An 11,896-nucleotide genomic window follows, 5' to 3' on the forward strand; every position below is an offset into this window, starting at 1 on the left:
GAGCATTATACTCAGGCCTTATTTTTATGGGTTAATTTTTCTTTATTTGATTTCTATTTAAGGATAAATAACGAATATTAAAACACAATTTTTTTCCCTCTTATATTTATACTTAGTATTAATCCTACTGCTATAAGGTTACTTAACATATTACTACCTCCATAACTAATAAAAGGCAAAGGTATACCTGTTATTGGCATTATACCAATACTCATACCAATATTTTCCACAACATGAAATAACCACATAGCACAAATGCCAGTTGCTACTAGGGTCCCATATAAATCTCGCGAATTTGCAGCTATATACAATACTCTAACTAGCAGAAAACCAAACAACATAATAATAGTCGCTCCACCAATAAACCCTAACTCCTCAGCAATAACAGCAAAAATAAAATCAGTATGATGTTCAGGCAAAAATCTGAGTTGGACTTGTGTTCCTTCAAATAAACCTTGTCCTGTAAGACCACCAGACCCTACAGCAACCAATGACTGAATAGTATTCCATCCAGCTCCTCTACCACCTTGTCCATCTTCGTAAGGATTAGCAAAGGCTGTTAACCGATTTAATTGGTAATCATCCATTGGTATCCATGTATCAAATTTAAAATGCATAAAAAGCGTAAGACTTATTAGTAAAACACCTGTTACTAGTAATGAAACTAATATTTTGGGATTAGCTCCAGCAATAAACATCATAATTAATGTAATTGCTATAAAAACTAACGATGTTCCTAAGTCCGGCTGCGCCATAATTAAAAGAGTAGGAATTCCCATATAAACAAAACAAGGGATAAATTGACCTATAGAATTAAGAGAACCTCTGCGCCTATTTAAAAAATCAGCAAAAGAAAGAATTATAAATATTTTAACAAACTCAGTAGGCTGAATTGCTGGTAAAAATGCAATTTGAATCGCTCTAGTACTACCTTTCACTTCATCTCCAATAAAAAGTATAGCTATTAAAGTAATAATAGATACAGCATATAAAATACGGCTATATCTCCCTAGCTGAGTATAGTCATATCGAATTATAAAAATTATTGCTACAACCCCTATCAAAGTAGCAAATAATTGATTTTTTAAAAATGAGTAGGGGTCACTTGAAAGTCCATAGGTTGCACTAGTTAGAGTTACAAGACCTATAAGTATTATTAAAGATAATGCTATTATAAAAGGTTTATCTGTAAATTTTAAACGTTTACCATTCAATATCTTGTCCTCCCTGTGCTAATTATAAGTGTTATAAAAACGTAATGTCTATAGTTTAAATTTAGCCAATAAGAAATAATATTACTATTACATTACATAAAAAAAAGGCGTTTTTACGCCTTTTTAAAAAAATTGTTTTTTTTAATTATAAATATACCTTTAGCTTATTGATTAACAGCTCTTTTAAATCCCTTTACTGGAATGTTAGCTACTAAGGCTATAGAATTATCCTCATTAGACAAGTCAACTGATATTGCATCATCATCAATATCCATATATTCTCTTATTACTTTAATAATGTCTTCCTTCATTTGGTTAAAAAATTCTGGAGTAACTGATGCTCTATCATGGACTAAAACTAGTCTTAATCTTTCTTTTGCAAGCTCTTTGCTACCAGCTGATTCCTTTCCGAAAAATTTGTTCAAAACATCCAAAAACATTTAACCTCCTCCTCTTACCTAGCTAACTTAAGCATCTTCTTAAATCTGTCTACAAACTTCATAGATTCGTCTAAGGCTGCTATTGGGACTTCTTCTCCTGTCACTCGCCTTGCAATACGCTTATAAGCCCCTCCTGCTCTAGAGCTATTTTCAAGTACTGCTGGTTCCCCCCTATTAGTTGATATTACAATCGTTTCATCTTCAGGAACAACTCCTACTAAGTCAATTGATAGAATATCAATAATATCATCAATATCCATCATGTCACCTTGCTTAACCATTTTACTTCTAAGTCGATTAATAATCAGATTAGAACTTTTTAATCCAGCTGCTTCAATCAAACCAATTATACGGTCTGCATCCCTTACCGCAGACACTTCAGGAGTAGCAACAATAATAGCATGGTCTGCACCTGCTATTGCATTTTTAAAACCTTGTTCAATGCCAGCAGGACAATCTACTAAAATAAAATCAAAATCTTTTCTTAATTCATTAGTTAAGTTCTTCATTTGATGAGGTGTAACAGAATTTTTATCCTTAGTTTGAGCTGCCGGAAGAAGATATAAACCATCAAAACGTTTGTCCTTAATTAATGCTTGTTTTAATTTACAGTTGCCATTAACAACATCAACAATATCAAAAACTATTCTATTCTCTAACCCCATTACTACATCTAAATTTCTCAACCCAATATCAGTGTCAACAAGAACTACTTTTTTATCCATCATTGCTAAGGCTGTACCTAAGTTAGCTGTTGTAGTAGTTTTACCTACACCACCTTTACCTGAAGTAATAACTAAAACTTTACTTTTCATTTGTTAAGCCCCCATTTCATATTTTTAACTTTTCAATTACTACCTTCCCACTTTTAATCCGGGCTCGTTCCGGATTATCTACTATTATTTTTTCTCCATCTGGAGGTCTAGTTATATGGTTTGCAATTCTTAATTGAGTAGGACTTAATCTATACGCTGTTATAACCGCTGTTTCATCTCCAAAGCAACCTGCGTGAGCCATCCCCCTTAATGATCCCATAACCAATATATTGCCACCTGCAATCACCTCCGCACCTGGATTAATGTCCCCTAGAATTACAATATTCCCTTCATTAAAAAATTTTTGACCTGACCTTAAGTGTCTGTTAATCAATATGGTATTTTCGTAATAAGGAATTTCATCAAAAATATTTTCTTCTATATTAACTCTTTCCTCTTTTTTAGTTTCTTCATTGCTATTTATAATATCTTTTAAATGAAAACCATAGTTTAATAGTATGTCCTCAATTTCCCTAAGCTGCCGATGAGTTAGTCTTCTATTCCCTATATTAATAATTACTTGTGTTCCTATATGTCCTTCCCCAAAAGCTTCTAACCGGTTTGCTAAATTATCTTTTAATTCGTAAAAGGTAGCTACAGATTTTAAGTCAACGATAACTTCTCCTTCTTTATTTTTAAATGCTTGTTGTATTGACATGGAATGGCCCCCCTATTTTTGGAAAAATGACTTTCCATCTTTGCTTTCCTCATAATTCTATAGTTTACATTTTTTTCCTTCAATGAAAAATAAAAAATTAGGGGAAATCATCACTAATTTCCCCTATTAAAGTCGTTTTGCTATAAGAAAATTATGCTTTTATTCGTCAATGCTAATGTCGAAATTTAATTGGTCCTCATCAGCTAAATGGTCTACAATGCCAAAGTATTGCTCAAAAACATCTTTAGCAACCTGTCCGGCTGACCCACCACCACTTTGCCCATATTCTACTACCCCAGCAAAAGCTATTTCAGGATCATCATAAGGTGCAAAAGCTATAAATACACCATGAAATTCTTTTAGTTGTTCATCTCCAGCTCTACCTGTTTCCGCTGTACCAGTCTTTGCAGCTACTGGGACATCCTCTGGAAAGTGATGAAACAAATGATAAGCTGTTCCACCAGGTCTAGCTACTTCCCACATAGCTCTTCTAGTTTCTGCAATATTATACGGTGAAACATCTGCTTTATTAATAACACTAGGTTTAGTTTCTTTTAAAACTGTACCATCTGGAGATAGAATCCTACTTACGATATAAGGTCGCATTAGATTTCCACCATTAGCTATAGTACTCGTATAATTAGCAAGTTGCAAAACAGTAAAGTCATTGGATCCTTGACCAATAGAAACATTAAATGTATCAAAAGCCTGCCAAGTTGTGTTAAAATTAAAATCAATTTGGTATTGAGCCTCTAACTGTGCTTTTTCGTTTCTGTATTGTCTTTCTAATCGACTTAGTTCATCTTCATCTTCAGCATTTCTATATAGTTCTTCATATTTATCCTCTAGTTGCTCACGACGAAAATCATATTGTCTATCAGTTAGTATTTGATTAATTTCTTGTTTCCACTCTGGTGTTGGCATTAACCCTTTAGCTTCATGAGGCAAATCAACATTAGTTCTTTCTCCTAATCCAAATTCTTTAGCAACTCTAATTATTTCTTCCTTATTTGCTCTTCTCCCTATTTCTTGAAAATATACATTACATGATGTTCCCATCCCTGAATAATAATCTACATTACCATGAACTCCAGTACATCTAATATACGGAGCTATCCAATATCTCCCTTGACAATTAACATAATCATCTACAGAAGTATGACTGTGTTCTGCATCAAGAGCAGCCATGCCAGTTATAGGTTTAAAAGTTGATCCAGGTGGATAGGTTACCTGTAAAAATCTATTTAATGATGCTCCAGGGTCCATCGGATCATAGGTTTCGGTTTGTGGAAAGTAATAACTAGCTTTTTCTTGATTTATATCACCTTTCCAATCATCAGGATACATTTGGGGATAACTGACAGCTGAAAGAATTTCTCCTGTTTTAACATTCATTACTACAGCAGATCCAACCTTAGCTTTAGGGTTACGCTGTTCTTGAAGGTTATTTAAGATTTCTTCCATACTATTTTCCATAACTTGTTGTAATTCTAAATCTAAAGTTAACTGCAAATTATTCCCAGGTATTGGTTCAAGAGTAACTAACTCGCCCACAGGTCTACCTCTAGCATCAACTTCAACTCTTCTAGCTCCAGCCTTTCCTCTTAATTCATCTTCATATTGTTTTTCTATCCCTGATTTACCTATAAGACTATTCATAGTGTAAAAATCACTATCAACTCGTTCTAATTCTTCTTTGCTGATTGAATGTATATATCCTAGCACATGTCCAGCTAAACCTTCATGAGGGTAATCACGAAATGGCTCAACTAAGATCATCACACCAGGTAGATTTTGCCGGTTTTCTTCAATTTGTACTACTAAATCCCAAGGTATATCCCTTATTATTGTAATAGGTTCAAAAAGCCTAAACCTCTGGTTATCAATTTTATCTTGGATATATTCTGGTGTTACTTCTGGAAAGTAGTCTATTAGTATATCCGAAAGTTCCTCTATAATCAGACTGTGGTCTTCAATGCCAGTGTAAGTTATGCTTACTGTATAAACTAACTGATTTGCTGCTAAAATCTCACCTTGATTAGCATAAATTTCCCCACGCGTAGGCTGTATAGACAATAACCGTATTCGATTTTCTTTAGCTTGGGTTTCAAAAATTTCGCTCTGAAATAATTGTACAACAGCAAGTCTAACACACAATATAGCTATAAGTGCAATAATTATATATTTAAAAACTTTGATGTTCTTTTTGAAAACTTCTGGTTTCATTTAGCTCTCCCCTATTGTCCACTTAACAAACCTTTTTTTGACGAATAATAGTACCAAATATAAATTGGAATAGATAATAAAGCATTATATAAAGTTTGATATAATAAAGTTAAAAATAATACTTGGTCTATATTTAAAACTTGAATAGTTATAGTTGATATTATAACTAAAATAAAAGTATTCATAATTGTTCCTACAATTATAGATAAAACTCCTACAAAAATATTTTCATTAAAAACAATAACTTGTAATCTACCAATTAAATATGCAGTCAATGCTTTCGCTAAAGCATTAATTCCAATAAAGCGCCCCATATATAAGTCTTCAAGCAAACCACAATAAAACCCATAAACTGCACTCTTTTTAGCATCATTAAACAAAGCATAAAAAACCACAAAAACTAAGACAAGATCCGGTATAACACCTTTTATACTGTATTCACCAAAAAATGTGGATTGCAAAAATATAGCTATAAATGGCAATAAGATAAGAATTAAATAACGCAAACAACCCTACTCCTCTTCACCCTCTTCTTCCTCTATTAACGGTGCATAATCGTTTATTACTAGAACTTCTTCAAGTTTATCAAAAGCCACAGCCGGTATTACTGATGCTGAAAGCAACAATCCATTTGGCTCGGTTGTTATTTTATTTATATATCCAATCAATATTCCTTTCGGATATATTTCTGACAAACCTGAAGTGATGACTCGGTCACCTTCTTCAACATCAGAATAATAGGGAATATTTACCATTCTTAAAGATAAGTTATCTCCAGTTCCTTCTACTATACCATTAGTTTCTCTAGTTTCTTGTAAAATTGAACCTACTGCTATTTCTCTGTCAGTAATTAAATACACCTGAGAATTATTATTACTAACATTCATTACTCTGCCCACTAGACCATCAGCATTGATAACAGCCATGTTTTTCTCTATTCCATGTTTTGCACCTTTATTGATAGTTAAAGTTTTATACCAATTATTAGGACTTCTTGCTATAACCCTTGCTGGTATAAAATCATACCTATCTTGACTATCATCAATAAATTCAACTATTTGCCTTAGTCTAATAACTTCTGCTTCAAACTCTTTTAATTGCTGATTTTCTATTTTTAATTCTTGTATATCCATACGCAAATCATCTATTTCTTGCATAAGGTGTCTTCTTTCAGTAAATACATAATTAAAACCAGCTATATAATCAGTTAACTCATTCATCCCTCTTTGTAGCGGAGCAAATGCATCTCCAGTAATTTGTTCTATAAATGTTATTTCCTCTCTATCAGAAGATGTAGCAGTAATCATGACTAATATCAGAATTAATGTAACAGTAACTATCCACAATACTTTATTTTTGATTAACTTTAACAATTCTCCTCACCCGATTTTTTAAAAAGATTTTTTAGGTGTTATTAATACCCTTTTTAATACTTCAATATTTTCCAAAACTTTTCCAGTACCATTAGCCACCGCAAAAAGTGGATCTTCACATACATAAACTGGCATTTCAGTTTCATTACTAATTAATTTATCTAACCCTCTTAATAACGCACCACCACCAGCCATTACAATCCCTCTATCCATTATATCAGAGGCTAGTTCTGGAGGAGTTTTTTCTAGGCAAACCTTTATCCCTTCGATAATGTGCTCTACTGGCTCCTTAAGTGCTTGTTGAATTTCATCAGAAGAAACCTTTACTGTTTTAGGTAAACCATTAACTAAATCACGTCCTCGCACTTCATAAAACTCTTCAGGCCCTTCCCAAAGTGCTGAACCTATACTAATTTTTATGTCTTCTGCAGTCCTCTCGCCAACAAGTAGGTTATAGTTTTTTCTAAGATGCTGAATAATAGATGTATCCATTTCATCTCCTGCAATCCTTACAGATTTAGCGGTCACTACACCTCCAAGTGAAATTACAGCAACTTCAGTTGTACCTCCACCTATGTCAACTATTAGATTACCTGTTGGTTCATGCACAGGTAATCCTGCTCCTATAGCTGCAGCCATAGGCTCTTCTATAAGATAAGCCTCTTTTGCTCCTCCTTGCAATGCAGCTTCTCGTACTGCTCTCTCTTCTACAGTAGTACATCCTGTTGGTATGCTTATTATTACTCTTGGTTTAGTAAATGGTGTCCTTTGTCCTAAGGCCTTAGTAATAAAGTATTTAAGCATGGCTTGAGTTATATCAAAATCAGCTATTACCCCATCTTTCATTGGTCGTATGGCAATTATATTTCCAGGTGTTCTTCCAATCATTTGTTTCGCTTCATCTCCAACTGCTAAAACATCACCATTATCGTTCTGGATAGCCACAACAGAAGGCTCTGTAAAAACAACTCCTTTTCCCTTTAAATGAACTAAAGTATTTGCTGTTCCTAAATCTATTCCCATGTCTTTTCCAAAAATCACTTTTAATATCCTCCCTAAATCTCTCTTTAAATTAATCCTTTTTCTTTCAGGCTATTATATTTTAATTCACCAATAATTATATGATCTAATACTTCTATCCCTAATATTTTACCAGCTTCAATAAGCCTTTGTGTAACATTAATATCTTCCAAACTTGGTGTTGGATCACCACTTGGATGATTATGTATCAAAATAATGGAAGCTGCACTTCTTTTAACCGCTGTCTTAAATACCTCACGTGGATGAACTATTGAGCTATGTAAACCACCTATAGAAACATCCTGCATAAATAATAGTCCACCTTTGCGATCTAAGTACATAACTCTAAAATGTTCGCGATCAAAATAACGCATTTCTTCCATAACAATATTTTTTACATCCTCGGGTGATTTTATTGGTATTTTTTCCTGAACCGTTAAAGCTATTCTTCGTCCTAATTCCATAGAAGCTTTTATGCTTACTGCTTTTGCTAATCCTATACCCTTTATATTCATTAATTCTTCTAAACTAGCCTCTTTAAGGTATCTTAAACCACCGTGAAATGCTAATATATTATGTGCTAAATCTATAGCACTTAAATTTTTTGTACCCATGCCCAAAATTATAGCTAATAATTCTGCATCATTTAGGCTAAACTCATCTTTGTTTATTAGTTTTTCTCTAGGCCTCATGTCCTCTGGCATGTCCTTTATAGTAACTTTGTAGTCCATTAACCCTACCTTCTCCCCCCATTAGATTAACCCCCTGAGATATAAGCAATTCATATAACCTATGTAACGGCAAACCAACTACATTAAAATAGCACCCTTCAATTTTTTTTATAAATACAGAAGCAAAACCCTGAATGCCATAAGCCCCCGCCTTATCCATAGGTTCCCCTGTTTTTATATAAAAATCTATTTCTTCATTAGTTAAGCTTTTAAAGTGAACCATAGTTTTTTCAACTATTACTAGTTCATTATCTAAGTCTTTATTTATTAAACATAAACCAGTTTGAACTTCATGAATATTATTAGATAGGGTTTTAAGCATAGCTTTAGCACTGTCTCTATTAAAAGGTTTTCCAAGTATCTGTCCATTTAATACAACAATAGTATCAGCTGAAATAATAATTCCACTTTCTACTTTATTTGCTATATGACGTCCTTTTAGTATTGCTAACTTTTGGACAAGTTCATCTGGAGAATTTGCAGTTAAACCTTCCTCATTAATACCAGCAGGAATCACTTCAAATTCTAATCCTATCTTAATTAGAAGTTCCTTTCTTCGTGGAGATTGTGATGCTAATATAATTCTTGGCAAAACTACACCTTCTTTTACTTAAAGTTTTCTAAAAGCAAGAAAAGCTAAAATGAAACCTATAATAGTAAAAATATTTATATGCAACATAAAACCAAATGTTAAGGTAAACACTTGTAAATCCATAGTAAATGGTGGTAACCCAACACTTTGTGCATTCCCTAAAATATTCATTTGTGGCCATAGCTTAACTATAGCATCTCCTATAAAACCTCCAACAATTCCACCTATAGCTAAAAGCAATAATAATATCTGCCATGAGGTCCTTGACCTTCCACCCACAACCCTACCTCCATTTTTTTCAAGTTTAGCATTAGTATTTCTTGAAAACAAGATAACACCTTTAATAAAGATACTATCATAAAAAACACAAAAAAAAGCCCTCTTTAAGAGAGCTTTTAAATATTTTTACTTATGAAACGATAGATTAAAACTCAAAACCTCTAAATTGACTGATAAATCAACATTTCTAAGAATAATTTCATTAGGAACTCTTAATACATTCGGTGAAAAATTTAAAATTGCTTTAGCACCCGCTTTTATTAAATCATCTGTAACTACTTGAGCAACTGATCCTGGAACAGTTATTACACCTATTTCTACATTGTTTTCTTTAACTTTCTTACTAAGTAAATCAATATGCTCTACCTCAATATCCATGAGCTTTTTACCTATTATGGCTTCATCTATATCTAAAATAGCAGTTATATTAAATCCTCTATCAATAAATCCTTGATATGTTGCTAAAGCTGAACCTAACTTTCCTGCTCCTATAATTATAACATTCCATTTTTCATCTAAGCCCAATATTTCCATTAAATGATTAAAAAGCTCTTCTACATTGTATCCTACACCACGAGTACCAAACTCACCAAAATAAGCTAAATCCTTTCTAACTTGCGCAGAACCTACGCCAACCCCATTTGCAATTTCTCCAGAAGAAATTGTTTGAGTACCATTTTCTATTAGTTTCTGCAGATACCTAGAATAAATTGACAACCTCATAACAGTAGCTTCAGGTATTTTATAAGCTTTCAAGCTTCCACTCCTCTTCTTAATCATTTATAACTGTTATTGTATCATATTTGTGAAAAATTTAATAATGTTTTTATTAGAATATTATAAATTAATATTATTTTTATCATTCTATCTGGATTTTATTAAAAAAGCTTACTAATTATTTCAAACATTGCTATAGCCACAAAAGCTGAAGAAGGAATTGTTATAACCCAAGCTGCTATAATTTGAATTGCTACCTGCCACCTAACCCCCTTTGCACGTTTAACTGTTCCTGCACCCACTATAGAAGAGGAAACTATATGAGTAGTACTTACAGGTGCACCTAATAAAGTTGCTGAATATATTACAATTGATGAAGTAAAATCAGAAGCAAACCCATTAATTGGTTCTATTTTAAATATTTTTGAGCCTACAGTTTTTATAATTCTCCATCCACCTTGTGCTGTTCCTAATGCCATTGCAGAAGCACAAGCAACCTTAACCCATAAAGGCACTTCAAAAACAGTTATTATCCCAGCCCCAAACAACACCATAGTAATTATCCCCATCGATTTTTGCGCATCGTTTGAACCATGTGCAAAGGCTACCATACATGCTGATAAAACCTGTAGCTTTCTGAACTTATTATTTGTTTTTAAAGGTGAGTGATTTTTAAATAGCCAAAAAAAAACGGCCATAAAAATTCCGCCTACTAAAAAACCTACAACGGGTGATATTATTAATCCTGCAAAGATTTTCACAAAGCCTAACCACTTTACTTGAGTAACTCCATAGCCAGCTATAACTCCACCTACTATACCACCAATCAGTGCATGTGAAGCACTACTTGGTATACCTAAGTACCAAGTAAAAGTGTTCCAGAAAATTGCTGCAGATAGAGCAGCTATAATAACTATAGGGGTTACAAGGTCAGGAGAGACAAGGCTTGTTCCAATAGTAATTGCTACGGCTGTGCCACTTAAAGCACCTAAAAAATTAAAAACTGCTGCTAAAATCACAGCCATTCTTGGGCTTAAAGCCTGGGTGGCAACAGATGTAGCAACAGCGTTTGCTGTATCTTGGAATCCGTTTGTAAAGTCAAATATTAGTGCTAATATTATTGGGATAAGTACTAGTGTAATACTAAACATATTTGACAGTTATAGCTTTAACAACATTACTGACATTTTCACAATAATCAAAGGTTGTTTCGAGATGTTCATATATTTCCTTCCATTTTATAATATCAATAACATTTTCAGTTTTATCAAATAGGATTGCTATACCTGTTCTATACAAGTAATCACCCTCCTGTTCAAATAAACGTATTTTATCACACTGCTCAAGAATTTGGTCATGATTGGAACGTAGTTTTCTAAGATGTGTCATAGCCTCTCTAATTTCATCAGTAGCTTCTTCTAAAACACTAACTAATTTTAATATATGTTTTTCTCTAGGATGGCCAGCTTTATAAAGAACTATTTTGTCCATAGTACCATGTATGTGGTCAAGTATATTATCTAATTCTTGAGTTAAATTTATTATATCCTCCCTATCAAAAGGAGGCATATATGTATTATTAATTTGTTTAATTGTGGTTGCAAATATTTGGTCACCACGATGTTCTAAGTCTAATAGTTTTTCTAGTGTTTTAATTGGATCGTGCTTTTCCTCAAAATAAGTTTTTAATATTTTTGATGCTTCACAGATAATATCTGCCATTTCTTCAAAGTATTCGTAAAATCTTTCATCACGTGGTTTTAGTCTAAAAACCAAATTTATACCTCCTAAAATATCACTATGCAATACTTTGTAAATTTATTATAACAAA

14 protein-coding genes are annotated in these 11,896 nt (G+C 32.9%); all 14 read right to left on the bottom strand.

Annotated elements, in window-relative coordinates; all coding sequences use genetic code 11:
• Positions 1-77: 77 nt before the first annotated feature.
• The 14 genes from rodA to SYNTR_RS07190 all read right to left on the bottom strand — a co-directional run bounded on the left by rodA (position 78) and on the right by SYNTR_RS07190 (position 11,841).
• The gene (rodA, locus tag SYNTR_RS07125) at positions 78-1,214 is read right to left on the bottom strand and encodes a rod shape-determining protein RodA (RefSeq protein ID WP_156203871.1); all 1,137 of its coding nucleotides are present in this window, start codon (positions 1,212-1,214) and stop codon (positions 78-80) included.
• 164 nt (positions 1,215-1,378) lie between these two features.
• A complete protein-coding gene (gene minE / locus SYNTR_RS07130; RefSeq protein WP_156203872.1) occupies positions 1,379-1,654 on the bottom strand; it encodes a cell division topological specificity factor MinE in 276 nt (91 codons plus the stop codon).
• A gap of 14 nt (positions 1,655-1,668) precedes the next feature.
• Positions 1,669-2,469, bottom strand: a complete 801-nt coding sequence (minD, locus tag SYNTR_RS07135; protein ID WP_156203873.1) for a septum site-determining protein MinD — start codon at positions 2,467-2,469, stop codon at positions 1,669-1,671.
• Positions 2,470-2,485: 16 nt separating this feature from the next.
• Positions 2,486-3,127: a septum site-determining protein MinC gene (minC, locus tag SYNTR_RS07140; protein ID WP_156203874.1), complete on the bottom strand. Its 642-nt coding sequence runs from the start codon at positions 3,125-3,127 to the stop codon at positions 2,486-2,488.
• Positions 3,128-3,286: 159 nt separating this feature from the next.
• Entirely contained in the window at positions 3,287-5,353 is a 2,067-nt protein-coding gene (locus SYNTR_RS07145; RefSeq protein WP_156203875.1) for a penicillin-binding transpeptidase domain-containing protein, read from the bottom strand.
• Positions 5,354-5,364: 11 nt separating this feature from the next.
• Complete coding sequence (gene mreD / locus SYNTR_RS07150; RefSeq protein WP_156203876.1) at positions 5,365-5,859, bottom strand: rod shape-determining protein MreD; 495 nt, start codon at positions 5,857-5,859, stop codon at positions 5,365-5,367.
• A gap of 6 nt (positions 5,860-5,865) precedes the next feature.
• Positions 5,866-6,726 (bottom strand): rod shape-determining protein MreC, encoded by an 861-nt coding sequence (gene mreC / locus SYNTR_RS07155; RefSeq protein WP_156203877.1) that lies wholly within the window; start codon positions 6,724-6,726, stop codon positions 5,866-5,868.
• Between the two features lie 18 nt (positions 6,727-6,744).
• Positions 6,745-7,749, bottom strand: a complete 1,005-nt coding sequence (locus SYNTR_RS07160) for a rod shape-determining protein (protein ID WP_156204724.1) — start codon at positions 7,747-7,749, stop codon at positions 6,745-6,747.
• Positions 7,750-7,793: 44 nt separating this feature from the next.
• On the bottom strand, positions 7,794-8,477 hold the full coding sequence (radC, locus tag SYNTR_RS07165) for a RadC family protein (RefSeq protein ID WP_156203878.1): 684 nt from the start codon (positions 8,475-8,477) through the stop codon (positions 7,794-7,796).
• A complete protein-coding gene (locus SYNTR_RS07170) occupies positions 8,428-9,069 on the bottom strand; it encodes a Maf family protein (protein WP_156203879.1) in 642 nt (213 codons plus the stop codon). Before SYNTR_RS07170 ends, radC begins: the two co-directional genes overlap by 50 nt.
• Before the next feature lie 18 nt (positions 9,070-9,087).
• The gene (locus tag SYNTR_RS07175; protein ID WP_156203880.1) at positions 9,088-9,348 is read right to left on the bottom strand and encodes a DUF4321 domain-containing protein; all 261 of its coding nucleotides are present in this window, start codon (positions 9,346-9,348) and stop codon (positions 9,088-9,090) included.
• A 126-nt stretch (positions 9,349-9,474) separates the two neighbouring features.
• Positions 9,475-10,104, bottom strand: coding sequence for a redox-sensing transcriptional repressor Rex (locus SYNTR_RS07180; RefSeq protein ID WP_156203881.1), 630 nt, complete (start codon positions 10,102-10,104; stop codon positions 9,475-9,477).
• A 122-nt stretch (positions 10,105-10,226) separates the two neighbouring features.
• The gene (locus tag SYNTR_RS07185) at positions 10,227-11,216 is read right to left on the bottom strand and encodes an inorganic phosphate transporter (protein ID WP_156203882.1); all 990 of its coding nucleotides are present in this window, start codon (positions 11,214-11,216) and stop codon (positions 10,227-10,229) included.
• Entirely contained in the window at positions 11,209-11,841 is a 633-nt protein-coding gene (locus tag SYNTR_RS07190; RefSeq protein ID WP_156203883.1) for a DUF47 domain-containing protein, read from the bottom strand. The genes SYNTR_RS07185 and SYNTR_RS07190 overlap by 8 nt, the downstream gene beginning before the upstream one ends.
• Positions 11,842-11,896 lie beyond the last annotated feature (55 nt).

It is taken from the genome of Candidatus Syntrophocurvum alkaliphilum, from assembly GCF_009734445.1.
Classification (GTDB): Bacteria; Bacillota; Syntrophomonadia; order Syntrophomonadales; family Syntrophomonadaceae; genus Syntrophocurvum; species Syntrophocurvum alkaliphilum.

Excerpts from the sequence above, each read along its gene's own strand:
- SYNTR_RS07160 (WP_156204724.1), bottom strand. The coding sequence starts at position 7,749 with ATGGGAATAGATTTAGGAACAGCAAATACTTTAGTTCATTTAAAGGGA.
- minC (WP_156203874.1), bottom strand. The coding sequence starts at position 3,127 with ATGTCAATACAACAAGCATTTAAAAATAAAGAAGGAGAAGTTATCGTT.
- SYNTR_RS07185 (WP_156203882.1), bottom strand. The coding sequence starts at position 11,216 with ATGTTTAGTATTACACTAGTACTTATCCCAATAATATTAGCACTAATA.
- minD (WP_156203873.1), bottom strand. The coding sequence starts at position 2,469 with ATGAAAAGTAAAGTTTTAGTTATTACTTCAGGTAAAGGTGGTGTAGGT.
- minE (WP_156203872.1), bottom strand. The coding sequence starts at position 1,654 with ATGTTTTTGGATGTTTTGAACAAATTTTTCGGAAAGGAATCAGCTGGT.
- SYNTR_RS07145 (WP_156203875.1), bottom strand. The coding sequence starts at position 5,353 with ATGAAACCAGAAGTTTTCAAAAAGAACATCAAAGTTTTTAAATATATA.
- radC (WP_156203878.1), bottom strand. The coding sequence starts at position 8,477 with ATGGACTACAAAGTTACTATAAAGGACATGCCAGAGGACATGAGGCCT.